We start from the raw sequence: 25,080 nt of genomic DNA on the forward strand, positions 1-25,080 counted from the left end.
GCATCGTCAGGAGGCGTCGGCCGTTCCCGGCAGCGCTTCCGGCAGCGGCGCGGCAAACCCGCGCAGCCCCACGACGTGCACATGTTCGTGATTATTGAACACCTTACGCACCAGTTTATAGGTAGTGCCTTTTTCCGGACTGATGTTCTCCGGCGCTGCGATAATCAGCTGCATCTCCAGACGTTCGCACAGCTCGAACAGGGTGGCGATGGAGCGGGCGTCAAGACGCGCCGCTTCATCGAGGAACAGCAGACGGCAAGGCGAGATATCCTTGCCGCGCAGGCGACGGGATTCATCTTCCCAACTCTGCACCACCATCACCAGAATCGACATCCCGGTACCGATAGCTTCCCCGGTAGACAGCGCGCCGGACTCCGCGCGCAGCCAGCCGTCGGAGCCGCGGTTAACTTCCACTTCCATCTCCAGATAGTTGCGGTAGTCGAGCAGCTCTTCACCGATGGTTTGCGGCGTACGCTGCCCCATGTCGATCTGTGGGTTGAGACGCTGATAGAGCTTGGCCAGCGCCTCAGAGAAGGTCAGACGATTGCTGTTAAACAGATCCTGGTGCTGCTCATGCTGCTCGGAGAGCACGTCGAGCAGCATCGAGTGGGTCTCACGCACATTGACGTTCAGACGCACGCTGTTGACCTGGCCGAAGGAGACACTCTGCAGACCCTGGTTGAGCATCCGGATACGGTTCTGCTCGCGCTGAATGGTTTTGCGAATAATGTTGGCCACGCTGCGGGAACTGATCGCCAGCTTCTGTTCACGGTTGGTCAGCTCTTCGGTCAGGCGGCTGAGCTCGATCTCCATCTGCTCGATCGCTTCCACCGGATCATCGGTGCGAATAATATCCTGACGAATACGCTCGCGCAGATGCTGGTATACGGCAACGAAGAACTGAATTTTGCGCTCCGGACGCTTCGGATCTTCCGAGATACGCAGCACGTCACGCAGGTGTTCGTTATCGGCGACCGCCAGACGCAGCGCCCCCAGCGCCTTATCCGACATTGAGCGCAGCTCATCGGCGGAGAGATAGGCCAGCTCGCGGCGATGCAGACGACGTTCGACGCCGTTGTCTTTCACCAGACGCATCACCGCGCACCAGCCCGCCTTGGCGGTCACCACCTGCTCGCGCATTTCGCAGTAATCGCGCTCCAGCTTGCGCAGTTTACGGGTCAGGTTGTCCATTTCCGCTTCGCAGAAGGTCAACGCTTTCTCCAGCTGATTGCGTCGGGAGCGGTTATTGCTCAGCTGCATGTGCAGTTCATCGCGACGCGCGCGAGCACGCTCTTCCGCGCCGGCGTCGGCGCGCACGCCAATGTCCTGCAATTCTTTATACAGATCGTTGAGCAGCTCTTTCTTGGTGTCATACGAGCTCTTCAGCGAGGCCAGCACCTGATTGTACTGACTAAGCTGCGCCGCATGGGCACGCATCGCGTCGCGCGCGCGGCTGCGTTCGGACTCCGCCTGCTCCAGACGCTGGCGCAGCTTCTCGTTGAGATCGCTGTTGCCGCTGAGCATTTCCGCCGAATCGGAGTAGCTGAAGTGGGCCCTGCGCTGCACAACTTCCGCCAGGGCAAAAGCCTGCTGACGTGCATCGCGCTGGGTTTGCTGCGCATAGGCGTAATCTTCTTTCAGCTGCTCAAACTGCTCCGGATCGCTCTGCAGCACCGAAACAATAGGCTCCAGCTTCGCCAGCTGGTTACCGTGCTGCTGAATAAAGCGCGCGGCTTCCTGCGCTTCGTCCAGACGTTCCTGGATCTCGTCCACGCGGTCGGCCAGCGTATCATCCGCCAGCAGGTTCAGGCGCGGCAGCAGGCGGTTGAGCGCCGACACGCCCTCTTTCGCCTGCTCGTACTGCACACGGTTCTGTTGGTTATCGCTTTCATGGGCGCTCAGCGCACGCTCCAGCTCGCCGCGGCGGCTGTTGAGTTTGCGGATCTCTTCTTCCGGATCGTCCTCGAAAGCCACCGCCAGATGGCTGCCGATAAAGCGGCTGAAGGCCTGGTGCAGGCGCTGGGTTTTCTGCACATCGAACGACAGGGTCGCAAAACGCTCTGACAGCGATTCACGCTCGGCATGCAGGGTTTCAATGCGGTTTTCACGTGCCGCGCGGCCAAACAGCGGCAGCGACGGGAAGCGCGAATAACGCCACTGGCGATCGGCAATCTTCACCACCACCGCTTTTTCCAGCTCGTCGACGCTGAATACGCTGTCATCGAAGGACTGCGGATCGCCTTCGATCAGATAGAGATCTTCCGGGCAATCTTCCAGCCCCTCAAGCTGCTCGGCTACCCGCGACAGATCCGGCACCACGATCGCATGGCGCGACGGACCGTACAGCGCGGAGAAGTACGGCGCATCGTCGAGGCTAACGTCGTCATAGATTTCCGACAACAGCACGCCGCCAAAGCGCTCCGCCAGCGCGTTCAGACGCGGGTCTTCAGAGCCGCCCGGCTGGCTGAGACGCTCAATTTCTTCGTCAATGGCGCGCTTGCGGGCGCCGACCTCGTCACGTTCAACGATAGCCTCTCGTTCACGCTCCAGCAGCTGCTGCAGGTATTCGGTGACCTCCTGGCCGGACGCAAACTGCTCGCCGCTTTGCTCGCACAGCTGGTTAAGGCTGTTCTGCGCCGCCAGCCAGACCGGCGCCCGACGCATCAGCGTCTGGGTACGCGACTGCAGTTGCTCCAGCTCCTGACGCAGCGCCATGCGTTGCTCCTGAGCATTGGAGACGCTGTCGGCCAGCGACGCGATGCGCGCTTCCAGCTCCTGATGCAGCGTTTCCAGATCGTCGATATCGTAACGTTTACCCTGGCGTTTGCAGAACTCGGCCAGCTGACGCTCAGCGTCCTGCTGCTCGCGCAGGCGCTGTTCAAGCTCGTTGAGGCGGCTGCGCAGCCCCTGCGCCTGCTCGGCCTGGTGGCGCTGGTTCACGCCGTCGCGCAGCAATTCGCGCGCCACGTCCCAGGCTTCATTGCGCGCCAGCGGGCCGTTAATCGCCGCCACCAACTGGTAAGCCTGTTCAAACTGGCTGTGCGCGGTTTGCGCCACGCTCATTTTCTGTTCCAGCGACAGCATTTTCTCCGTCGCTTCCTGCTCTTTCGCCTGGAAGGTTTCCAGCCACTCGTCGGCGCTCTCCGGGGTCAGATCCGGCAGATGGCACAGCGCCTTCGCGCGCTCCAGCGCCTGCAGCGCCTGGTTATACTGAATGGCGCGGGTCTGCTGCACATCGAGCGCCTGCTGATAGTCGGCGAGCTGGCTTTTCAGCTCATCCACTTCCAGCTCGGCGGCCTCAGCGCGGGCTTCGTTCTCTTCCTGACGATCGACGGCTTCCGCCACCACTTCATTCTGCTCTTCCAGACGGATCTGCAGCTCGTCGAGATCCGCTTCGTAGCGCTCGATTTTTTCCTGCTGACGCAGCGCAGTCTGCACCAGGTTCAGGTGATCGCTGGCGGCCTGGTAATCGGCTTCCAGATCGCCCTCCGCGCCGTTATGCTCCTGCAGTTCGCGCGCCATGTCGACGTGCTTATACTGCTCAGCCGCCAGCTGCGAACGCGAGGTGAAGAGATCGCGGCGATACTCCAGCGCCTTATCCAGGTGAATGCGCCTCTCGTTGGCGTGACGCATATAGTCCGCCGCCACGTAGTTGGTGGCTTCGCTGATCAGGTGTTTAAACAGATCGCGGTCGGACTGGGTAACGCGAATGGCTTCCAGCGTCATGCGGTTTTCCCGCAGCGCCGCTTCCATATCCTGGAACGCTTTACGCACGCCGCTGTTTTCCGGCAGCAGGTAGTCGCGCAGCGAGCGGGTAATGGTGCTGGAGATCCCGCCGTACAGCGAGGCCTCAATCAGGCGGTAGTACTTGCTACGATCGGAGGCGGAACGCAGGCGACGCGCCACCACGCCCAGATCGAACATTAGCGAGTGATATTCGGTGATCGAATTGAACTGTTTAAACTGGACCCCTTCCATCGCCTCGAGTTTATCTTTCAGCTCGTTGAGGCTCACGACGCGCGCCTGGCGATCGTTCAGCGTTTCGGTCAACAGCTGGGTCGGCAGGATAGAGGTCGGCAGTCCCTGAATGGCGAAAGGTTTAATATCGACTTTACGATCGCGCCCGGCGACCTGCTGCAGGCGCACGCCGACCACCACGCGCTGGTGGCGGGAGTTGATCACATCGAGTACCGAGTAACACACCCCGGCGCGCAGCTTACCGTGCAGGCCTTTATCGCGTGAGCCGCTGGTGGCCCCCGCTTCGGTGGTGTTACGGAAGTGCAGCAGGGTTAAATCCGGGATCAGCGCCGTGACGAAGGCCGCCATGGTCGTGGACTTACCCGCGCCGTTCCCCCCGGAGAGGGTGGTCACCAGTTCATCAAGATCAAAGGTCCGGGCAAAGAAGCCGTTCCAGTTAACCAGCGTTAGCGAGCGAAACTTACCGCGTTCAATCATTACTCTTCCTCCCCGCTATCCGGCTGGTTTTCTTCATTCTCATCATTGAGCTGCAGGTGATTTTCCAGGGCCATCGCTTCCCCGTCGCGGATCAGGCGGCGCTGCGCTTCGCGCGGGTCGTCGCCGGCGCGCACATCGGCGCCAAAGCGGAATACCGATTCGGTAATGCGAAACTTGCTGCTATCGTGGCCCATAAACCACACCATCCCCAGACGACGTAAGCGGTTAAGCGAGGCCCGCATTTTTTCCTGCAGCTTCTGGCGGTCCAGATCCGAACCGGTGGAACGGTTGTTCACCAGCTTCAGCAGCCTGGATTCATCGGCCAGGGTCAGCAGCTCGTCATAGAGCTCCTGCTGGGTAAAAATCCCTTCGTTCGCCAGGCGCTCCGGGCTGAGATAGAGATAGCAAAGAATTTTGCCCACCATCATATCCAGCTCGGACAGTACCGAGCGCGAAATCAGCGTGGTGGACCGCGGGCGCAGGTAGAAGAATCCCTCCGGCGCGCGGATCAGCTCGACGTTATAGCGAGCGTAAAACTCTTCCAGGTAATCCTGAAAATCCATCAAAAATGCGTGATTATCCAGCTCGTCGAGACCGATATGACGGCCCGCGCGCAGGGCGCTGTCCAGCGCCGGAAATAACGGATTGGCCAACGCCTGCGCCAGCTTAACCGGCATCACTTGTTCAATATTTGTCAATGACATGCGCCTGTACCTTGGCTCCGTAATCATTAATCGGCTGCCATTTTGCCGGCAGTCCGGTGAAATCTGCCTGGGCGACGCCCAGCTGTACCGCCTGATCCACGACGATCCGCGCCACGTCGAAGTGACGCCCGCGCGGATACTGCGCCAGGAACTCCCGCGCCACCAGGCCGAGATCCAGCGGTATTCCTTTCTCTTTATAGACCGCCAGCTGCGCTTCGATCAGCGCCGCCAGCTGCTCGCGAATTTCGTTAAACTCTTCAAATTCGAGGTCCGCCGGCAGCTCGCCGGTGACCTCTTCATCGCGCAGAGCCATCTCTTCATCGCGCATATCCAGCAGGCGGTCGGCGTTGGCGTAAGTTAGCGCCCACGGTTCATCAAAATAGGTCTGTACCGACTGGCGCAGACGCTGGGCGAAGACGCGGTTCTTATCCATATCGATAGCGGTACGGATAAACTTGTGCACATGGCGGTCGTAGCCGATCCACAGGTCAATCGCCTGCTGACCCCAGCTGACGATGCGGTCGAGCTTGCTTTGCAGATCGAACACCAGCCGATCGACAAAATGGAGATCGTCGCGCGCCATGGTCGAGTCCTGAATGCGCAGCAGGTTCGCCTGCAGCTTATCCCCTGCCGCATCCAGCGTATCCTGCAGTTCGCGCAGGGTGCCGGAGGTTTCCGACAGCAGCAGTTCACAGCTGGAAATCGCCGCGCGCCAATCTTTATTCAACAACTGCGCGATATCGTCTTTCACCAGCTGCTGCTGCTCATCCATAATGCGCTGCGTCAGGTCGATGCTGTCGAAAATTTCCGCTACGGAATACTTCAGCGGCGCAAAAACGTTGCGATGCCAGTGGAATTCATCACCGCCCTCTTCCGCGGCGTCCGCCGCGCGCTTCAGCTCGCCGGCGACGATCGACAGCTGCATCGAGAGACGCAGCGTCGAGAATTCGCGCTGACGGATATAATAATCGGTGATCCCAATCCCCAACGGCGTCAGGCGATAGATCGCATTGCCTTCGGTAATTTCGCTGGTAAAGCGGTTCAGCAGACGCTGGCGCACCAAATCGTTGATCGCGTTATTGGCGCGCTGGCTGATGGTTTCGCTGGTCTGCTCAAACGCATCACTGACGTGGCGGAACGCATCCACCAGTTCACCCTCGCTCATTTCCCCTTCCAGTCGTTCACCATTCAGAGTGGCGATCGCCAGCAGGAAAGAGAGTCTGTCGACCGGTAGCGAGATTGAAAAATCATTTTTTCTGGCCCAGGCAACCAGTTCGGGGACTGTCTGGGAAAATTCACTCATACTTTATCCTTGCATCTGCGGCTATGAGCCTGGCTCTTAAGCGCGGTGACATGAATATAACGGCCCAGGCTGAGATACGGCTCCTGACGACAGTAGCGCGTCTCCAGCGCCAGCAGCGCCGCATAGCTGTCATGCTGTTGGCGTTTTTCACGCAGATAATCATGAAACACCCGCACGCCGGTTTTGCTGACGATCTGCCAGCCAATCTCTTCCAGCCAGTGATAAACCTGCTGTGGTTCACGCGGATAATCCGGCGACAGCGTGCGTTTTTTCTTTTTTGGCATGCCCAGTTGAACGTAATCAAAATTACCGGCAACCATATTGTGCATCAACAGGCCGTTAGCATTGTAGAACATCAATGACAGTCCACCGCCAGCACGCAGCGTCGACCACAGGGTATGCAGTATTTCCTGGGGCTCCGCCACCCACTCCAGCACCGCATGAAACAGTACCAGATCGACCGGGCTTTCCAAATGCTGCGCAATATCCTGAGCCGCGCATTGTACAAAATGCATGTTGTCGATCACACCTTTATCGGCGGCCGCCTGGCGGGCGCGAGCCACCATCTCAGCGGAGAGATCGCACAGCGTCACGTGATGGCCCAGTTGCGCGACTTTGATGGCCGTTTGCCCTTCGCCGCCGCCGGCATCCAGCACCCTCAGCGGTCCCGGCCCCAGCTGCGCCAACAGCGATTCCAGATCCTGCCAGAGGATCGCCTGACGCAACTGGCCTTTTGTGGTGCCGTAAATATTGCGCGAAAACTTTTCAGCAATGTCATCGAAATTGCGATCCTGCACGAGTGACTCCACAAGCCAACACAAAACCGCTATTTTGTCATACCCGCGCCGAGAATGAAGCGATCTGTTATAAGATCCGAACATAACTTTGGTTATATGGTTAAAAAAGGAACCATCTGGCATGCTTTTCACGCTAAAAAAGATCGTCGGCGGCCTGCTGTTGCCGCTACCCGCCTTACTGTTGTTGATCGGTATCGGGATCGCGCTGTTATGGTTCAGCCGCTTTCAGCGTACCGGGAAGCTATGCGTGAGCCTCGGCTGGCTGCTGCTGACGCTGCTGAGCCTGCAGCCCGTGGCCGACAGCCTGCTGAAACCGATTGAAGATACCTACCCCACCTGGCGCGGCGAGCAGCCGGTGAACTACGTGGTGGTGCTGGGCGGCGGCTATACCTGGAATCCGGAGTGGGCGCCAAGCTCTAATCTTATCAATAACAGCCTGCCGCGCCTGACGGAGGGCATCCGCCTGTGGCAGGCGAATCCCGGTTCGAAAATGATCTTTACCGGCGCGGCGGCGAAAACGAATCCCGTCAGCACGGCGGAAGCCGGGGCGAGAGTGGCGGAGAGCCTTGGCGTACCTCGCAGCGATATCATTGTGCTCGATCGGCCGAAAGATACAGAAGAGGAAGCGCTGGCGGTGAAGCGCGCCATCGGCGACGCGCCCTTCCTGCTGGTCACCTCGGCGTCACACCTTCCGCGGGCGATGATATTCTTTCGCCATGCCGGCCTGGATCCGCTTCCCGCGCCGGCCAATCAGCTGGCGGTGACCTCGCCGCTCAATCCGTGGGAGCGGGCCATTCCTTCTCCAGTGTGGCTGATGCACAGCGACCGGGTCGGCTATGAAACCCTTGGTCGCGTCTGGCAATGGCTGAAAGGCAGCTCAGGCAAGCCAGGGCAGGAGTGATTTTGCAGCGAGGTCAAAACGGGCGCGATCAAAGCGCCCGGTGTTGACCAGACTATCCACCTCATCCCACAGCAGATAAAGCCAGCGCCGCCAGACAAAGGCCTCGGAAACTGGCGCCTGCTGCAGGTAGCGCCACAGCAGCTGTTCCGCCTGGCCGCCTTCAGCAAGGCGGAACAGTTCATACTCGCGTGGCGCCCACAGCATCATCCCCGGCCCCACCATCGCCAGCAGCTGATCGCTGCGCGGATCTTTTAGCATGCTGCGCAGAGTGAAGTTGCCATGCACCAGCACAGCATTATCATTGAAATCGCGGAACAGCTCCGGAAGGCACTCGCGGGAGCGGAACAAAAGGCGCTTATCCTGCATGGTGAGACCGGTGTCCTGATACAGGTTCAGGGTGCTCCACAATATCTCTACCCGCTGGCGGTACCAGTTCGGCCAAAGGTTTTCCTGGGTATTGTCGACCATTCCCACGCAGCCGCCACTGTCCTGCCGATGCCATGCCAGCAGCGCCTCGACGATTTGCTCCTGCAGTTGCTCCCAGCGCGCCGGGGTGCGCGTCGGCGCCTCCACCGGTACGCCGCGCAGGCGCTCAAGCAGCAGCACATCTGGTCCGGGATGTTCTTCGTGCGTCATGACGCCATAAACCACCGGCATACGCACCGTACCATTACGCGCCAGGGTCGAGATCTTCCATGCCAGCTGCCGCGCCACGCCGGGCGTGGTGAAACTTCGCGCCAGCAGCGGCATCGGGTTTCCCTGCGCATCGTACAGGAACCACAGCGCCGTAGCGGCTTGTTCACTGACACACTCCACCCGGCTTAGCTTTTCGCCAAGAAGATGACTGAGTTCGGTTCGCAACTGTTCCATTGTCGATTACCCCTATGAACACTACTGGTTTCATAATGAGCGCCCGCACCTGGCTTGTCATCGGATAAGATCAAAAAGGGGTAAAAAAAGCGAAAAACCGACGGGATATCCCCTCCAGCAAGGAGGGGACAGAGGACTAACGCAGCTCAGCGCGGACGCGCTCCAGATCTTCCGGGGTATCCACGCCGGTGCCGGGCACTTCCGCCGCCACGGCGACATGGATTTTCTCGCCATACCACAGCACTCGCAGCTGCTCGAGCATTTCAATCTGCTCCAGCGGGCTCGGCGCCCAGCTGACATAGCGGCGGATAAAGCCGGCGCGATAGCCATAGATGCCGATGTGACGCAGCAGGGAGTCACCGATGGTCTCGCGGGATTGGGCAAAGCGATCGCGATCCCAGGGAATAGTCGCGCGGGAGAAATAGAGCGCGTAACCCTTGGCATCCATCACCACTTTGACCGCATTCGGGTTAAACGCCTCTTCCGCATCATGGATCGGTACCGCCAGGGTCGCCATTCCGCTGCTGCTGGCAGCCAGATTCTCCGCCACCTGGCGGACAATCGCCGGGGGGATCATCGGCTCATCGCCCTGAATATTGACGATAATGGTGTCATCGCTGAACGCACACTTTTCCACCACTTCCGCCAGCCGTTCGGTGCCGGACTGATGGTCGGCGCGGGTCATACAGACCTCGCCGCCGGCGGCTTCAACCGCCCGGGCGACATCTTCGTGATCGGTGGCGACAATAATGCGATCCGCGCCGGATTCGCGAGCGCGCTCCAGCACATGGACAATCATCGGCTTACCATTAATGTCCTGCAGTGGTTTTCCCGGCAGGCGCGTGGAGGCGAAACGCGCAGGAATAATGACCACGAAACTCATGAGTGACTCTCTTCTAGCGCCAGCGGACGCGCCTCTGTCTCCAGCAGCACCGGGATACCGTCGCGCAGCGGAAACGCCAGGCTATCAAGTTTGCAAATAAGTTCTTGCTTATCCTGACTGTAATACAGCTTGCCGTTACAGACCGGGCAGGCGATGATTTCAAGTAAACGGTGATCCATGTTTCCTCCTGATGGACCGGATAGATTTCTCAGCAGCATATCACAGGAAGGCAGGCGCCGGGATCAATCGGCGTCGATTTCCCACCCCTGCTCCTGGCCGACAAACAGCCCTTCCGGCAGGCGTCGGCAAAGGATCCGCTCTGCCGATTGCCAGTGTGCGAAGTCGTTAATCGCCCGGCGCAGCCCCTGCTCCAGACCACGGGTGATCTTCGCCCCCTCCTCCAGCCACAGGGCGAAGATCTCCAGCTCCCGGCTTTTGCGATGTATTTTACTGTCCATCCGCCCGACCAGTTTTCCCTGGTGCAGCAGAGGCAGTACGAAGTAGCCATACTGACGCTTCGGCGCCGGGGTATAACACTCCAGGCGATAGCTGAAGTTGAACAGCTGCTCAGCGCGTTTCCGATCCCAGACCACCGGGTCGAAGGGCGAGAGCACGGCGCTATGGCTGGCGGTCAGCTTACCGCCGGGCGCGGTCTCCAGCTGCGCCAGCGCCTTGTGATGCAGCCACATCTCGCCGAGTGCTTCCACGTTAACCGGCACCACCAGCCCCTCTTCCTGCCAGGCCGCCAGCAGACCCGGTAGCGCCGGCTGGCGCAAGCGATAGTAATCGGCCAGCCACTGGGCGCGGAAGATGCCGAGGCTACGGGCGCTATTGCGCAACATAATGGCCTCTGCGTCTTCGCGGGAGAGCGCGTCGCGCTCGTCGTCCCAGTCCGGCATCACCCGCCGGGTTAGATCATACACGCGGTGAAAATTGCGCCGCTCCACCACCATCACTTCGCCGGCGGTAAACAGCCCTTCCAGGTGGCGCTTATGCGGTTTCCACTCCCACCAGCCGCTGGCGCCTTTGCGCGGGTGGGTAAAATCCGCCGAGCGAACCGGGCCGTTTTGTCCGATATGCGCCACCAGCTCGGCAATACTCCCGGCATGCTCCTCCATCCACGCGCGATGGTATTTCCAGCCCATATTGTCGGGATTCAACATGCGATGGCGCACCAGGGCGAAATCGCTGCGCGGCAGAAAGCAGGCTTCATGCGCCCAGTATTCCATTAGCTCGCCGTTGCGCAGCGACTCATCCAGCCAGTGCTGCGGATAGCTGCCAAGACGGCTGAACAGCACCAGGTAGGGGCTGCGGGCCACCACGTTGATGGTATCGATTTGCAGCAGCGACATCTGCTGGATGGTGGAAAGAATGTCTTTCGGGCGAGCGCGACGTCGGGGCTTCTTTAACAACCCCTGCGCCGCGAGATGGAGGTGGCGCGCCTCGTTAAGCGATAGTTGCAATACCGACATGCAGGTTCTCCGTCAGGAATTCCAGCACAGCGGCGAGCAAAGCCGGCGCGTCAGTTAACGTTGCGCCAACGTCGCTAAGTCCGCAAGCAACCGCTGTGCGCGTTCATCGGCCATTATGGCGTCGACCGGTAAATACCACCAGTTTGCAGCGGCGAAATCGCGACATTTCACGGCATCTTTCTCGGTCATCAGCAGCGTCTGATCGGCGGTCACCAGGGCGGCGACATCATCCTGGCTCAGCGCCTGATGGTCCGCCAGCGCCACGGTTTTGACCGGCTGGACGCCGCAGCTTTCGAGGGTGGCGAAGAAGCGCGGCGGATGGCCGATGCCGGCCATCGCCACCACGTTCGTAAAGGTGGAGACATCGCGACGTTCGCCGGTAAGCAGGTTAACCGCCATCCCTGGGCGCAGCCGCATCGGGATCTCACCCGGACGCGCCACGCCGCCGTTAACGATAACCGCATCAACGCTTTGCAAGCGCGACGCCCGCTCGCGCATCGGCCCGGCAGGCAGCCACCAGCCGTTGCCAAAGCGGCGCACGCCGTCAATAACGACAATTTCTCTGTCCCGCGCGAGCTTATAGTGCTGCAACCCGTCGTCGGTCACAATCATCTGCAGATCGTGCGCGCTGAGCAATGCTTTTACCGCGTCGCTGCGTAGCGGAGCGACAGCGACCGGGGCACCGGTACGCTGATGGATCAACACCGGTTCATCACCCGCCAGCGCCGTACTGGTTCTGTCGTCCAACACCAGCGGATAGCGTTCAGCTTTACCGCCGTAGCCGCGAGACACGACGCCAACGCGAATACCGCGCTGCTGCAGCTGCTCCACCAGCCAGATCACCACCGGCGTTTTGCCATTGCCGCCGGCGGTCAGGTTACCAACCACCACCACCGGCACCGGCGCGCGCCAGGCTTTTTGCCACCCCAGCTGATAGCTGAGGCGAATCACCCCGCTCACCAGGCCATACAGCCAGGAGAGCGGCAGCAGCAGGCGCCACAGCGGCGATTCCCCGGACCAGATGCGCGCGATCATTCGCCGAATTGCATCTTATGCAGCTGGGCGTACACGCCCTTATGCTCCAGCAGGTCATGGTGCGTTCCGCGCTCCACGATCCGCCCGTCTTCAACCACCACGATTTCATCAGCCTGCTCAATGGTCGACAGACGGTGAGCGATAACCAGCGAGGTACGGTTTTTCTGCAGCTCATCCAGCGCCGCCTGAATGGCACGCTCGGACTCGGTATCCAGCGCCGAGGTAGCTTCATCGAGGATCAGGATCGGGCTGTTACGCAGCAGCGCGCGGGCAATAGCAATACGCTGGCGCTGGCCGCCGGACAGCATCACGCCATTCTCGCCGATGACGGTATCCAGACCATTATCCATCTTGTTGATGAAATCCATGGCGTAGGCCATGCGCGCGGCCTCTTCAATCTGCTCGCGGCTGTACTCTTCGGTACGGGCATAGGCGATATTGTTGGCGACGGTATCGTTGAACAGATGCACGTTTTGTGAAACCAGCGCCACCTGGTCGCGCAGCGAGCTCAGCTTGTACTCGCGCAGGTCGTGGCCATCCAGCAGGATCTGGCCGTCGTCGACATCGTAGAAGCGGGTGATCAGGCTGGCAATGGTCGATTTACCCGACCCTGAGCGCCCCACCAGCGCCACGGTTTTCCCTTCCGGGATATCGAGATTGATATTGCGCAGCGCGGCCACTTCGCGACCCGGGTAGGTAAAGGTGACGTTCTCGAACTTGAGATTGCCTTTCGCCCGCTCAATGACCCGCGTACCTTCGTCTTTTTCCTGCTCGGAATCGAGGATCGCAAACAGCGTCTGGCACGCCGCCATCCCACGCTGGAACTGGGCATTGACGTTGGTCAGCGACTTCAGCGGACGCATCAGCGCAATCATCGAGGAGAAGACCACGGTAATGGTCCCGGCGGTCAGGGTGTCCATCACGCTCGGGAAGCTGGCGGCATACAGGACAAAGGCCAGCGCCAGGGAGGCGATAAGCTGAATGATCGGGTCGGAGATAGACGAGGCGGAAACCATCTTCATCCCCTGCAGACGCATTTTATTGCTGACTTTATCAAAACGTTTGGTTTCCACTTCCTGGCCGCCAAACATCAGCACCTCTTTGTGCCCTTTCAGCATCTGCTCGGCGCTGGTGGTGACCTGCCCCATCGTGTTCTGCATATTCTTACTGATATTGCGAAAACGCTTGGAGACCACGCGGATCGCCACCGACACAATCGGCGCCAGTACGATCAGGATCAGCGACAGCTGCCAGCTGTAATAGAACATCATCACGAACAGACCGATAATCGATGCCCCTTCGCGGACCACGGTGATCAGCGCGCTGGAAGAGGAGGAGGCGACCTGCTCAGAATCATAGGTGATGCGTGACAGCAGCGTTCCGGTAGACTGCTTGTCAAAGAAGGCCACCGGCATACCCATCATGTGGCCGAACAGGCGACGACGCATGGTCATCACCACTTTGCCGGAAACCCAGGAAATACAATAGCTCGAGATGTAGCTGGTGATCCCACGCAGCACCATCAGGCCGATAACCACCAGCGGCATCCATAGCAGCACTGAGCGATCCGTTTTACCAAAACCATCATCCAATAACGGTTTAAGAAGCGATAACATGAAGGTGTCACTGCCCGCGTTAAGCACCAACGCCACCGCCGCTACGATTAGCCCGGCTTTAAACGGCGCGATAATCGGCCAAAGTCGGCGGAAGGTCTGCCACGTGGAGAGATCTTTATCGTTCTGCATTCAATAAACCAGCTTGTGTTGAAATAGCCGCATATTCTACCCGTTATCGGCGGGCGCGCCAAACCACTGATGATACCAACGCGGTAAAACTTGATCCCGTAAGCTATGGATTTGCCACCCTTCTGCGGAAAAAACCACCGTTATCTGCCCCTGCTGCTGCGTGGCGAACCAGCGATAACCCCGCTGGCGGTAGCGCTGAACCACCTTGTACGAGGGCATCCGCCACGCATTGTAGCGCGAAGCGGAGGCCAGCGCGGCCGCGCCATCCACCCGGCGGATCAGCAGCGCGCTGGAGGAGGTATTGCTGCCGTGGTGGGGAACCTGAATAAGTGTAGACGTCAGATGCCGCCAGTAACGGCTGATCATCGCCTGCTCCGCCTGACGTTCTATATCGCCGGTGAGCAGGATGCTGGAGCGACCATCATCGATCCGCACCACACAGGAATGATTGTTACCCTTTGCCGTGCTGCCCGGTAGCGGCCACAGGGCCTGGAAGTTGAGTCCCTGCCATTGCCAGCGCTCACCGCGATGACATGGCAGATGATGCGCCCAGCCTAACGGGCTGCGCACCCAGGCCTGCGGCCATGCCTGCAGCACTGAATCAAGGCCGCCGCGATGATCCAGATGTTCATGGCTCAGCATAATCCCTTGCAGCTGCAGATGGTGCCAGCGCAGCCACGGGATAATCACCTGTTGACCGCTATCACCCTGCGGCCAAGCCGGCCCGGTATCGTAAAGCAATGCCTTACCGTGACGCTCGATCACCATCGCCAGCCCCTGTCCGACATCCAGCATCGTCACCCGCCATTCGTCCGCAGGCGGTTGTCGGCTGAATGGCCGCGTCAGTAAAAACAGCACGCTGAGACACAGCGCCGGTGAATGCCGCCAGCTCTGAAAACGCCAGCCCATCACCAACAGCCACGGCAGGCTACTGATCCACAGCCAGCGAGCATCCAGCGTCAACCAGCCGTCCGGTAAACGTCTTAATCCCCAGAACAATACGGCCAGCACGCGATCGGCCGCCAGCCAGAGTAGCGACTCCACTATCTCCGGCCCCGAGAGATGCACCAGCATCGCGGTCAGAATAAGCGGCACCGCCAACAGGGTGACTAACGGTACCGCCAGCAAATTAGCCGCCATCGACGTCAGGCTTATGCCATGGAATAGCAACAACTGCAGCGGCAGCAGCAGCAGCGTCACGCCAGCCTGCAAATGAACAAGAGCAATTATGGGCTTCCACGGCCAGCGCCAGCGGCCGGCAGGCAGCGGGAGCCACTGGAACCAGAAGATCAGCCCCGCCACGGCGAAGGCAGATAGCCACAGGCTTTGCGACAGGACCGCCAGCGGGTCGGCAACCAGTATCGCTCCCAGACAGCAGAGCCACACCTGCCACGCCGTCCAGCGTTGACCCGACAAACGTAAAGCACAACAGACCGCAAGCCCTAAGCAAGTGCGCAGGGCCGGCGGCTGCATACCGGTCAGCCAGGCATAGCCGACGGCGCCGGCCAGCCCGGCCAGCAGCGGCAACCGCCAGCCAATCCAGCGGCCCGGGAGAATATACTGCACGCCGCGCAGCAACAGCATGATAAGAGAAGCCGCGAGAGCGATATGCAGACCCGAGATAGCCATCAGATGGGAAGTGCCCGTGTTCTGCATCAGGACCTTTATCTCCGTCGGCAGAGACAGCCGCTCCCCCATTCCTAATCCCAACATCACCGCGCGCCAGGGATAAGTCTGCAGTCGCCGGGTCAGCGACGTCAGATAGCGGGCGCGCAGACTGCAGCGGGCATCCAGCGCGGAAGCGGCGACGATCCCTCCGCTCAGCGGTCGGTGCTGCGCCAGCGCATAGCGCTGGCTGTCGAAGCCCCCGTCATTGAGCTGCCCGTGCACCGGGCGCAGGCGCAGCGTCATCAGCCAGTGTTGACCCGCACAGGCTGGCGCAGGTGCAAGTTCCCCGTACAGCGTTACGCCTACCGGGGGAAACAGATAGCGGCCCCGCAGGCGCACCATTTGTCCACGGTGCAAGGTCTGGCCATCCGTCTCGCTAAGGATCACTTCCGCTTGCCGGATGGCGCCGGTAAGGTGCCGGGTCGGCCACAGCGCCTGATGCGCGCTCAATACTCCCCAGACCACCAGCAGAAGCGTCATCGCCACTCCGGCGACGGCCCTTCCATGCAGACGAATCAGCGCCAGCGCCAGTGCGCTCGCGCCCGCCAGACTGTACGGGCCCGGCAAGACGGGTAGCCAGAGAAGCGGCAGCATTGCAATGATGGCGCATCCGGCAAGCCATGGTAGACGCATAAACACCTCCCTGTGAGTGGACAGTGTTACGCAAAGCGGTGCTGGCGTCCTGGAGGCGAATTCAGGCTTGCGCGGCGCATTCCAGACAATCGCCTCGCTTGCAGCCGGGCACGCTTTTTTTGTGAGGATGGCCGTAAATGGCGGGCACAAAAAAAGCACCCGAAGGTGCTTTCTTTATCGTCAGGCAGGCTGCACGTCGTGCAACTCACCCTTCATAAATATTGGCGCGGTCACGTAATTCTTTCCCGGGCTTAAAGTGCGGAACGTACTTACCTTCCAGTTCGACTTTATCACCAGTTTTCGGGTTACGTCCGGTGCGAGGTGCTCGATAGTGCAGAGAAAAGCTGCCGAAACCGCGGATTTCAATGCGCTCACCTTGAGCAAGCGTTGAGGCCATATGTTCCAGCATTTCTTTAACAGCATCTTCCACCGCTTTCGCCGGAATGTGAGATTGCTGGCTGGCAAGTCTTTCAATCAATTCTGACTTGGTCATTATTCCTCCGGTTTCCTTCAAGGCAAAAATTAGCTAACAGCTTAAACAAGGGCGGCCGTAGCCGCCCTTTGTGCTTGATTACAGGACGAATCCTGCAATCTGTCAAGTAAACTCGTCGCTATTCAGGTTGTTATTACCTGAATGACAAAGATTACTCGCCTTTCGCTGCTTTGAACGCTTCAGCCATAGCGTTGTTGGAGAAGTTCGCGTCTTCCTGCTTGTTCACGGTAGCGATAGCGTCTTTTTCTTCCGCTTCGTCTTTCGCACGTACAGACAGGCTCACTACGCGGTTCTTACGATCCACGCCGGTGAATTTCGCTTCAACTTCGTCGCCAACGCTCAGAACCAGAGTTGCGTCTTCAACGCGGTCACGGGATGCTTCAGAAGCACGCAGGTAACCTTCTACGCCGTCAGCCAGTTCTACGGTTGCGCCTTTAGCGTCAACTGCAGTCACTTTACCAACAACGATAGCGCCTTTCTTGTTCAGAGCAACGTAGTTGTTGAACGGATCTTCCGCGAGCTGTTTAACGCCCAGGGAGATACGCTCACGCTCTGCGTCAACCTGCAGAACAACTGCTGCGATTTCGTCGCCTTTTTTGTATTCACGAACTGCTTCTTCGCCTGCAACGTTCCAGGAGATGTCAGACAGGTGAACCAGGCCGTCGATGCCGCCGTCCAGGCCGATGAAGATACCGAAGTCAGTGATAGACTTGATTTTACCTTCAACACGGTCGCCCTTGTTGTGGGTTTCCGCGAACTGCTGCCATGGGTTAGATTTGCACTGCTTCAGACCCAGGGAGATACGACGACGCTCTTCGTCGATATCCAGAACCATTACTTCCACAACGTCGCCAACGTTAACAACTTTGGACGGGTGGATGTTTTTGTTGGTCCAATCCATTTCGGAAACGTGAACCAGGCCTTCAACGCCCTCTTCGATTTCAACGAAGCAGCCGTAGTCGGTCAGGTTGGTCACGCGACCGGTCAGTTTGGTACCTTCCGGATAACGTTTAGCGATAGCTACCCACGGATCTTCGCCCAGCTGTTTCAGGCCCAGGGATACACGGGTACGCTCGCGGTCGAACTTCAGCACTTTAACAGTGATTTCGTCGCCAACGTTTACGATTTCGCTCGGATGCTTAACGCGTTTCCAGGCCATATCGGTGATGTGCAGCAGGCCGTCAACGCCGCCCAGATCAACGAATGCACCGTAGTCAGTGAGGTTCTTAACGATACCTTTGACTTCCATGCCTTCCTGCAGGTTTTCCAGCAGCTGATCGCGCTCTGCGCTGTTTTCGGATTCGATAACGGCACGACGAGAAACAACAACGTTGTTACGCTTCTGGTCCAGCTTGATGACTTTGAACTCAAGCTCTTTGCCTTCCAGGTGCAGCGTGTCGCGCACCGGACGAACGTCTACCAGGGAACCCGGCAGGAACGCACGAATACCGTTCAGCTCAACAGTGAAGCCACCTTTAACTTTGCCGTTGATAACACCGGTAACAGTTTCAGCGTCTTCGTAAGCTTTCTCCAGCGTGATCCAAGCTTCGTGACGTTTAGCTTTCTCACGGGACAGCAGAGTTTCACCGAAGCCGTCTTCTACTGCATCCAGAGCAACGTCAACTTCGTCACCAACCTGGATTTCCAGCTCGCCCTGGGCGTTTTTGAACTGCTCAGCCGGGATGGCGGACTCAGATTTCAGACCGGCGTCAACCAGTACTACGTCTTTGTCGATAGCAACAACAACACCACGAACGATGGAACCCGGGCGGGTTTCGATTTCTTTTAAGGATTCTTCAAACAGTTGAGCAAAAGATTCAGTCATGTTTAATCTTCAGGTTAATATTAACGTCCACCTGGCTCCGTGCCGGATGGGGTTGTTTCACATACCCGCTGACCATCCATTGCCGCGGGGTACTGCTATAATTCGGAGGCTTCGGCGCGTTACCGGTTAAGGCCTACGCAACGGCCAATTTTTCGCGCGCATATTGTAGCGCTTTTTCAATCACTTGCTCAATGTTTAGTTCGGTTGAATCGAGAACTAATGCATCGGCAGCCGGGACAAGCGGCGCCACGGCGCGATTTCGGTCGCGATCGTCACGCTCTTTTATCTCGGACAAAAGACGTTCAAAGTTAACATCAAAGCCCTTTTCCTGCAACTGCCGCATGCGGCGATGCGCCCGCTCGTCGGCCGAGGCATCGAGGAAAATTTTCACCGGCGCGTCCGGGAAAACTACCGTTCCCATATCGCGACCGTCGGCGATAAGCCCCGGCAGTTCGCGGAAGGCGCGCTGGCGGCGCAGCAGCGCTTCGCGAACGCGCGGAAAAGCCGCCACTTTCGAGGCCGCGTTCGCGACCTCCTGAGTGCGAATTTCGCTACTGACATCTTCCCCTTCCAGCACCACTTCCAGGTTGCCGTCAGTAGAAATAAAACGCACGTCAAGATGGGCAGCCAGGGGCACCAGCGCCTCTTCGGACTCCACGTCGACATGATGATGCAGCGCCGCCAGCGCCAGAACGCGGTAGATCGCGCCTGAATCTAACAGATGCCAGCCCAGCGCTTCCGCCATTGCCTTGCACAACGTACCTTTACCCGCACCGCCAGGCCCATCAATGGTGATTACCGGAATATTCGCCGTCATCTTTTTCTCCTTCAGCAAGGCGCATGGAATATAAACGCCGCGCATTATACGCATCAATACGCCGGAAAGTGAGCATTGCTTGTAAATTACGGACTACAGGAAATGAAAAGCAGAAGTTTTGCGCAATTATAGCGGGCTGACAGGACATCAGCCCGCGGGATGACAAAGTTTTACTCAGGCGAGGGTACTGATCCGCGCCAGCTGCTCAAAGTAGTCAGGGAACGTTTTGGCCGTACATTTGGGATCAAGGATGGTCACCGGCGTATCAGACAGCGCTACCAGCGAGAAGCACATCGCCATCCGGTGGTCGTTATAGGTGCCGATTTCTGCGTACTTCAACTTTGCCGGCGGGGTGATGCGGATATAATCTTCCCCCTCTTCCACCTCGGCGCCCACTTTACGCAGCTCGGTCGCCATGGCGAACAGACGGTCCGTCTCCTTGACCCGCCAGTTGTAGATATTGCGCAGGGTAGTGGTCCCTTGCGCGAACAGCGCGGCGGTGGCGATGGTCATCGCGGCGTCCGGGATATGGTTCATATCCATATCGACCGCCTTGAGTTCGCCGTGGGTGCAGGCGATGAAATCGTCGCCCCAGGTGACGGTGGCGCCCATTTTCTCCAGTACGTCGGCGAAACGAATGTCGCCCTGTACGCTGTTGCGGCCGATACCGGTGACTTTTACCGTGCCGCCCTTAATGGCGCCAGCGGCGAGGAAATACGAGGCCGAGGAAGCATCGCCTTCCACCAGGTAATCTCCCGGCGACTGATACTGCTGCTTGCCGCGCACCACAAATCGCTGATAAGACTGATTGTCCACCTCAACGCCGAAGGTTTTCATCAGGTGCAGCGTAATGTCGATATAGGGTTTCGACACCAGATCGCCCTTAATGACGATGACGGTATCCTGCGGCGCCAGCGGCGCGGTCATCAGCAGCGCGGTCAGGAACTGGCTGGAGACGCTGCCGTCAACCTCGACGTTGCCGCCCTGAAAACCGCCGCGCAGGCGCAGCGGTGGATAATTTTCCTGCTCCAGATAGTCGATCTGAGCGCCGCCCTGACGCAGGGCATCCACCAGATGGCCGATCGGACGCTCTTTCATCCGCGGTTCGCCGGTCAGCACGATATCGTTGCTGCCAAGGCACAGGGCCGCCGCCAGCGGACGCATCGCGGTACCGGCGTTGCCAAGGAACAGCTCCAGCGCCGCGGCAGAGCGCAACGGGCCGCCGTTGCCGGTCACTTCGCAGCGGGTGCGGTCGGCAGACAGGGTATATTGAACCCCCAGCGCACTCAGGGCATTCAGCATATGGCGCACATCGTCGCTGTCCAGCAGGTTGGTCAGCACCGTCGTGCCGCGGGCCAGGGCAGCCAGCAGCAGCGCGCGGTTGGAGACGCTTTTCGAACCTGGCAGGTTCACGGTGCCCTCTACGCGTGCGATGGGTTGTAACGTCAGGGATTCCATCAAACTTCACTCTCAAACAAACAGAATAAAAACCCCGCAGACAGGCCGCGGGGAGGAAGAAAGAAACAGGCGATTAACCGTGGCGGCGTTCGAAGTCCAGCATAAAGTCGGTTAACGCCTTCACGCCGTCCAGCGGCATGGCGTTGTAGATGGAAGCACGCATGCCGCCCACCACCCGGTGGCCCTTCAGCGCGTGCAGCCCGGCAGCAAACGACTCTTCGAGGAACAGTTTGTCCAGGGCGCTGTCCGCCAGCTGGAACGGTACGTTCATACGCGAACGGTTGGCCTGCGCCACATCGTTACGATAGAAGCCGCTGTTATCGATCACGCCGTAGAGCAGTTCGGCTTTCTGCTGGTTGATTTTATCCATCGCGGCAACCCCGCCCTGCTGTTTCAGCCACTTAAACACCAGTCCAGCCAGATACCATGCGAACGTCGGCGGTGTGTTAAACATCGAGTCATTCTCGCTTAACACGGTGTAGTCAAGAATTGATGGGCAGGCCACGCTGGCTTTGCCCAGCAGATCTTCACGCACGATGACCAGCGTCAGCCCAGCCGGACCGATATTCTTCTGCGCGCCGGCGTAGATTACGCCGAAGCGGTTGACGTCAATTTCGCGGGAAAGAATGGTGGAGGAGAAATCGGCGGTCACGATGACGTCTTCGCCGAAGTTCGGCGTCTCATCAATCGCGATACCATCAATGGTTTCGTTCGGGCAGTAGTGCAGATAGGCCGCCCCCGGGGTCAGCTGCCACTCGCTCATCGGCTTCACAGCGCGCTTGCCGTCGACGGTGATTTTCGCGTCGATAACGTTCGGCGTGCAGTATTTCTTCGCCTCTTTGACCGCGCTGGCCGCCCAGTAGCCGGCGTCCACATAGTCAGCGACCTTTTTATCGCCGAGGATGTTCAGCGGGATCCCGGCGAACTGGCCGCGGCCGCCGCCGTGGCAGAATAAAACTTTATAGTTGGAAGGGATGTTCAGCAGAGCGCGGAAGTCCTGTTCTGCCTCTTCTGCCACCTGGATAAACTCCTTACCACGGTGACTGATCTCCATGACCGACGTCCCCAGACCGTGCCAGTCGCACAGTTCCTGCTGCGCCAGTTTGAGTACTTCCGCCGGCAGCATTGCCGGGCCCGAACTGAAGTTATAGACCTGAGCCATTTCCCCTCACCACGTTGCTATGTTGTTTTGCCCGCGAACCGCCGCGGGCATAAGTTATTCCTGTGGCTATCGGTTTTATCATTCAGTGACACGGTCCGCAATGGCTAAAACTCGCCGACGGTAAAACGCGGCCGCCGTCACACAACAGAATCTATCGGCTTGACGTAATAAAACCGACATATTTGCTGTCAGGTAAGTCGTTTCGCCCGGCTGGCCTTCGACCATTCTGCATTTGCGCAGCGCGGACATATTCGTTTTTCTCCCGCCTGCATCGCCATTACGATGCTGCAGCGCACGCAGGCATAGATCCCCTCTTGCGGAATGGTGGTATAGCGTGTGGTACAATGCGCTGGAAGGATCGATAATCCGGCCCTCACCTCTTCATCGGGATAATAAAACACGCTGATCTGCCCGTTGGTTTCGAGGATTGCCAGCCGAACCTGGCCAAGCTGCTCGACGCTGTTGACCCGCAGCTCCATAAAAAATTCGAATTCGGTCATGTTTTCCGCATGCAGCTTCTCCCAGGCCAACTGCCCCTCTTCCACCACTACGATAGGTTTCCCCTCCAGTAGATCCTCCAGCTTTTCGCTATGCCCCATCAGCCACATAATGCCGCGATACAGTAGCGCCAGCGTAACGAAGACCACCAGCACCGGCAGCAGCGGCACATCGTCATAAAACGCCACGTCACCCGCCGCCGAGCCGAGGGTCAAAATAATCAGCACCTCGAACAGCGACATCTGCCGCACGCCGCGCCGTCCGGTAATCTTGAGGAAAATAAAGACCAGAACGAAGGTATAGAGGCTGCGCAACGCCACCTCCGCCAGGAATTCCACCGGTACTTTATCGAGCGCCATCCGCTGCCAGTCAAAGGCTTTCATTTTCCATCTCCCTGTGTATTAAAGATGCCTCTAAGCATAGCCAGATGATGGAGATAGCACCTGTCAGATAAAAGCCGTATCATTGCGCGCTTTCCGTACGACAAAAGTGATCGCCATGACCCAAACGTTTATTCCCGGCAAAGATGCCGCCCTGGAAGATTCCATCGCTCGCTTCCAGCAGAAATTGCTCGACCTCGGATTTGATATCGAAGAGGCCTCGTGGCTGAACCCGGTGCCGCACGTGTGGTCCGTTCACATTCGCGATAAAGCGTGCGCGCTGTGCTTTACCAATGGTAAAGGCGCCACCAAAAAGGCAGCCCTGGCCTCCGCGCTGGGCGAATATTTCGAACGTCTGTCCACTAACTATTTCTTCGCCGACTTCTGGTTAGGCGACACTATCGCTAACGGCCCGTTTGTTCACTACCCGAACGAAAAGTGGTTCCCGCTGACTGAGGATGATGAAGTCCCGGAAGGTCTGCTGGATGCCCGCCTGCGCGCGTTCTACGATCCTGACGATCAGTTAACGGCCAGTATGCTGGTGGATCTGCAGTCGGGTAACGATGAGCGCGGCGTGTGCGGTCTGCCTTTTACCCGCCAGTCCGACGGCGAAACCGTCTATATTCCGATGAATATTGTCGGTAACCTGTACGTCTCCAACGGCATGTCCGCCGGTAACACCCGCAACGAAGCGCGGGTACAGGGTCTGTCAGAGGTCTTTGAACGTCACATTAAAAACCGCATCATCGCTGAAAGCATCAGCCTGCCGGAGATCCCGGCGGAAGTCATGGCGCGCTATCCGGGCGTCGTGGAGTCGATCGCCAAACTGGAAGCTGAAGGTTTCCCGATCTTTGCCTATGATGGCTCGCTGGGCGGCAAATATCCGGTTATCTGCGTCGTGCTGTTTAACCCGGCTAACGGCACCTGCTTCGCCTCCTTCGGCGCCCACCCGGACTTTGGCGTGGCGCTGGAGCGAACCGTCACCGAACTGCTGCAGGGCCGCAGCCTGAAAGACCTCGACGTCTTCACGCCGCCAACCTTCGATGACGAAGAGGTCGCCGAGCACGCGAACCTCGAAACCCACTTTATCGACTCCAGCGGCCTGATCTCCTGGGATATGTTCAAGCAGGACGCCGACTATCCATTCGTTGACTGGAGCTTCTCTGGTACTACCGAAGAAGAGTTCGCCACCCTGATGGCCATCTTCAAGGCCGAAGATAAAGAAGTGTACATCGCCGACTACGAGCACCTGGGCGTTTACGCCTGCCGTATCATCGTCCCGGGGATGTCGGACATATACCCGGCGGAAGACCTGTGGCTGGCGAACAACAGCATGGGCGCTCATCTGCGGGACACCATTCTGTCCCTGCCGGGCAGCGAGTGGGATAAAGAAGATTACCTGGCGCTGATCGAGCAGATGGACGATGAAGGTCTGGATGATTTCACCCGCGTTCGCGAACTGCTGGGGCTCGCCACCGGAAAAGACAACGGCTGGTATACCCTGCGCGTCGGCGAGCTGAAAGCGATGCTGGCCCTGGCCGGCGGCGATCTGGAACAGGCGCTGATCTGGACCGAGTGGACCATGGAATTCAATGCTTCGGTCTTCAGCGCGGAGCGCGCGAACTACTATCGCTGTCTGCAAACCCTGCTGCTGCTGAGCCAGGAAGAAGAGCGTCAGCCGCTGCAGTACCTGAACGCCTTCATCCGTATGTACGGCGCCGACGCGGTCGAAGCCGCCAGCGCGGCGCTGAGCGGGGAAGCGCCGTTCTATGGTCTCCAGGCGGTCGATAGCGATCTGCAGGCCTTCCCGGCCCATCAGTCGCTGCTGAAAGCCTATGAAAAACTGCAGCGGGCGAAAGCGGCGTTTTGGGCAAAATAAGCCCAGCTTGCGCCATCGTTCATGCTTACAACGGAGCCCTCAGCGGCTCCGTTATTTAACCCTGAGAAAGCGCCTCCTATAATTTGTAGTTGTAAAGTTAAT

Annotated in this window: 19 protein-coding genes; 2 read left to right on the plus strand and 17 right to left on the minus strand. The window is 58.7% G+C overall.

Annotated elements, in window-relative coordinates; genetic code table 11:
- Nucleotides 1-6: 6 nt before the first annotated feature.
- Genes mukB through cmoM form a run of 4 tightly spaced genes read right to left on the minus strand, consistent with a single transcriptional unit; the run spans nucleotide 7 to nucleotide 7,259 of the window.
- Nucleotides 7-4,455 (minus strand): chromosome partition protein MukB, encoded by a 4,449-nt coding sequence (gene mukB / locus KB890_RS05645; RefSeq protein WP_004176682.1) that lies wholly within the window; start codon nucleotides 4,453-4,455, stop codon nucleotides 7-9.
- Nucleotides 4,455-5,159, minus strand: coding sequence for a chromosome partition protein MukE (gene mukE, locus KB890_RS05650; protein WP_004150840.1), 705 nt, complete (start codon nucleotides 5,157-5,159; stop codon nucleotides 4,455-4,457). The genes mukB and mukE overlap by 1 nt, the downstream gene beginning before the upstream one ends.
- A complete protein-coding gene (mukF, locus tag KB890_RS05655) occupies nucleotides 5,140-6,462 on the minus strand; it encodes a chromosome partition protein MukF (protein WP_002898189.1) in 1,323 nt (440 codons plus the stop codon). The genes mukE and mukF overlap by 20 nt, the downstream gene beginning before the upstream one ends.
- The gene (cmoM, locus tag KB890_RS05660; RefSeq protein WP_032408787.1) at nucleotides 6,459-7,259 is read right to left on the minus strand and encodes a tRNA uridine 5-oxyacetic acid(34) methyltransferase CmoM; all 801 of its coding nucleotides are present in this window, start codon (nucleotides 7,257-7,259) and stop codon (nucleotides 6,459-6,461) included. Before cmoM ends, mukF begins: the two co-directional genes overlap by 4 nt.
- A gap of 121 nt (nucleotides 7,260-7,380) precedes the next feature.
- Between cmoM and elyC the strand changes: the two genes are divergently transcribed.
- Nucleotides 7,381-8,160, plus strand: a complete 780-nt coding sequence (elyC, locus tag KB890_RS05665) for an envelope biogenesis factor ElyC (RefSeq protein WP_004179179.1) — start codon at nucleotides 7,381-7,383, stop codon at nucleotides 8,158-8,160.
- Here the strand turns inward: elyC and KB890_RS05670 are convergent.
- The 13 genes from KB890_RS05670 to KB890_RS05730 form a co-directional block, all read right to left on the minus strand.
- The gene (locus KB890_RS05670) at nucleotides 8,137-9,030 is read right to left on the minus strand and encodes a YcbJ family phosphotransferase (RefSeq protein ID WP_002898182.1); all 894 of its coding nucleotides are present in this window, start codon (nucleotides 9,028-9,030) and stop codon (nucleotides 8,137-8,139) included. The two genes, elyC and KB890_RS05670, sit on opposite strands and share 24 nt — an antisense overlap.
- 136 nt (nucleotides 9,031-9,166) lie before the next feature.
- A complete protein-coding gene (gene kdsB / locus KB890_RS05675) occupies nucleotides 9,167-9,913 on the minus strand; it encodes a 3-deoxy-manno-octulosonate cytidylyltransferase (RefSeq protein WP_002898180.1) in 747 nt (248 codons plus the stop codon).
- Nucleotides 9,910-10,092: a protein YcaR gene (gene ycaR, locus KB890_RS05680; RefSeq protein WP_002898177.1), complete on the minus strand. Its 183-nt coding sequence runs from the start codon at nucleotides 10,090-10,092 to the stop codon at nucleotides 9,910-9,912. The genes kdsB and ycaR overlap by 4 nt, the downstream gene beginning before the upstream one ends.
- A gap of 63 nt (nucleotides 10,093-10,155) precedes the next feature.
- Nucleotides 10,156-11,385, minus strand: coding sequence for a winged helix-turn-helix domain-containing protein (locus tag KB890_RS05685; RefSeq protein ID WP_020325312.1), 1,230 nt, complete (start codon nucleotides 11,383-11,385; stop codon nucleotides 10,156-10,158).
- A gap of 54 nt (nucleotides 11,386-11,439) precedes the next feature.
- Entirely contained in the window at nucleotides 11,440-12,420 is a 981-nt protein-coding gene (lpxK, locus tag KB890_RS05690; RefSeq protein ID WP_016946992.1) for a tetraacyldisaccharide 4'-kinase, read from the minus strand.
- On the minus strand, nucleotides 12,417-14,165 hold the full coding sequence (msbA, locus tag KB890_RS05695; protein WP_020325309.1) for a lipid A ABC transporter ATP-binding protein/permease MsbA: 1,749 nt from the start codon (nucleotides 14,163-14,165) through the stop codon (nucleotides 12,417-12,419). The genes lpxK and msbA overlap by 4 nt, the downstream gene beginning before the upstream one ends.
- A 36-nt stretch (nucleotides 14,166-14,201) precedes the next feature.
- The gene (locus tag KB890_RS05700) at nucleotides 14,202-16,466 is read right to left on the minus strand and encodes a ComEC family protein (protein WP_020325315.1); all 2,265 of its coding nucleotides are present in this window, start codon (nucleotides 16,464-16,466) and stop codon (nucleotides 14,202-14,204) included.
- A gap of 205 nt (nucleotides 16,467-16,671) precedes the next feature.
- Complete coding sequence (ihfB, locus tag KB890_RS05705; RefSeq protein ID WP_002898165.1) at nucleotides 16,672-16,959, minus strand: integration host factor subunit beta; 288 nt, start codon at nucleotides 16,957-16,959, stop codon at nucleotides 16,672-16,674.
- 151 nt (nucleotides 16,960-17,110) lie between these two features.
- Nucleotides 17,111-18,784: a 30S ribosomal protein S1 gene (gene rpsA / locus KB890_RS05710; RefSeq protein ID WP_002898162.1), complete on the minus strand. Its 1,674-nt coding sequence runs from the start codon at nucleotides 18,782-18,784 to the stop codon at nucleotides 17,111-17,113.
- A gap of 133 nt (nucleotides 18,785-18,917) precedes the next feature.
- A complete protein-coding gene (cmk, locus tag KB890_RS05715) occupies nucleotides 18,918-19,601 on the minus strand; it encodes a (d)CMP kinase (protein WP_002898160.1) in 684 nt (227 codons plus the stop codon).
- A gap of 174 nt (nucleotides 19,602-19,775) precedes the next feature.
- Nucleotides 19,776-21,059, minus strand: a complete 1,284-nt coding sequence (gene aroA, locus KB890_RS05720) for a 3-phosphoshikimate 1-carboxyvinyltransferase (RefSeq protein WP_002898157.1) — start codon at nucleotides 21,057-21,059, stop codon at nucleotides 19,776-19,778.
- Between the two features lie 73 nt (nucleotides 21,060-21,132).
- Nucleotides 21,133-22,221, minus strand: a complete 1,089-nt coding sequence (serC, locus tag KB890_RS05725) for a 3-phosphoserine/phosphohydroxythreonine transaminase (protein WP_020325314.1) — start codon at nucleotides 22,219-22,221, stop codon at nucleotides 21,133-21,135.
- A gap of 188 nt (nucleotides 22,222-22,409) precedes the next feature.
- Nucleotides 22,410-23,102, minus strand: coding sequence for a DUF421 domain-containing protein (locus KB890_RS05730; protein WP_002898152.1), 693 nt, complete (start codon nucleotides 23,100-23,102; stop codon nucleotides 22,410-22,412).
- A 115-nt stretch (nucleotides 23,103-23,217) separates the two neighbouring features.
- Between KB890_RS05730 and ycaO the strand changes: the two genes are divergently transcribed.
- Nucleotides 23,218-24,978, plus strand: a complete 1,761-nt coding sequence (gene ycaO, locus KB890_RS05735; protein ID WP_004150842.1) for a 30S ribosomal protein S12 methylthiotransferase accessory factor YcaO — start codon at nucleotides 23,218-23,220, stop codon at nucleotides 24,976-24,978.
- Nucleotides 24,979-25,080: the final 102 nt, after the last annotated feature.

Origin of the sequence: Klebsiella sp. P1954, assembly GCF_018199955.1 — a bacterium.
Lineage (GTDB): Bacteria > Pseudomonadota > Gammaproteobacteria > Enterobacterales > Enterobacteriaceae > Klebsiella > Klebsiella pneumoniae.

Excerpts from the sequence above, each read along its gene's own strand:
- serC (WP_020325314.1), bottom strand. The coding sequence starts at position 22,221 with ATGGCTCAGGTCTATAACTTCAGTTCGGGCCCGGCAATGCTGCCGGCG.
- rpsA (WP_002898162.1), bottom strand. The coding sequence starts at position 18,784 with ATGACTGAATCTTTTGCTCAACTGTTTGAAGAATCCTTAAAAGAAATC.
- KB890_RS05685 (WP_020325312.1), bottom strand. The coding sequence starts at position 11,385 with ATGTCGGTATTGCAACTATCGCTTAACGAGGCGCGCCACCTCCATCTC.
- mukE (WP_004150840.1), bottom strand. The coding sequence starts at position 5,159 with ATGTCATTGACAAATATTGAACAAGTGATGCCGGTTAAGCTGGCGCAG.
- msbA (WP_020325309.1), bottom strand. The coding sequence starts at position 14,165 with ATGCAGAACGATAAAGATCTCTCCACGTGGCAGACCTTCCGCCGACTT.
- KB890_RS05700 (WP_020325315.1), bottom strand. The coding sequence starts at position 16,466 with ATGCGTCTACCATGGCTTGCCGGATGCGCCATCATTGCAATGCTGCCG.
- mukF (WP_002898189.1), bottom strand. The coding sequence starts at position 6,462 with ATGAGTGAATTTTCCCAGACAGTCCCCGAACTGGTTGCCTGGGCCAGA.
- elyC (WP_004179179.1), top strand. The coding sequence starts at position 7,381 with ATGCTTTTCACGCTAAAAAAGATCGTCGGCGGCCTGCTGTTGCCGCTA.
- kdsB (WP_002898180.1), bottom strand. The coding sequence starts at position 9,913 with ATGAGTTTCGTGGTCATTATTCCTGCGCGTTTCGCCTCCACGCGCCTG.
- ycaR (WP_002898177.1), bottom strand. The coding sequence starts at position 10,092 with ATGGATCACCGTTTACTTGAAATCATCGCCTGCCCGGTCTGTAACGGC.
- ycaO (WP_004150842.1), top strand. The coding sequence starts at position 23,218 with ATGACCCAAACGTTTATTCCCGGCAAAGATGCCGCCCTGGAAGATTCC.
- cmk (WP_002898160.1), bottom strand. The coding sequence starts at position 19,601 with ATGACGGCGAATATTCCGGTAATCACCATTGATGGGCCTGGCGGTGCG.
- ihfB (WP_002898165.1), bottom strand. The coding sequence starts at position 16,959 with ATGACCAAGTCAGAATTGATTGAAAGACTTGCCAGCCAGCAATCTCAC.
- KB890_RS05730 (WP_002898152.1), bottom strand. The coding sequence starts at position 23,102 with ATGAAAGCCTTTGACTGGCAGCGGATGGCGCTCGATAAAGTACCGGTG.
- KB890_RS05670 (WP_002898182.1), bottom strand. The coding sequence starts at position 9,030 with ATGGAACAGTTGCGAACCGAACTCAGTCATCTTCTTGGCGAAAAGCTA.
- lpxK (WP_016946992.1), bottom strand. The coding sequence starts at position 12,420 with ATGATCGCGCGCATCTGGTCCGGGGAATCGCCGCTGTGGCGCCTGCTG.
- mukB (WP_004176682.1), bottom strand. The coding sequence starts at position 4,455 with ATGATTGAACGCGGTAAGTTTCGCTCGCTAACGCTGGTTAACTGGAAC.
- aroA (WP_002898157.1), bottom strand. The coding sequence starts at position 21,059 with ATGGAATCCCTGACGTTACAACCCATCGCACGCGTAGAGGGCACCGTG.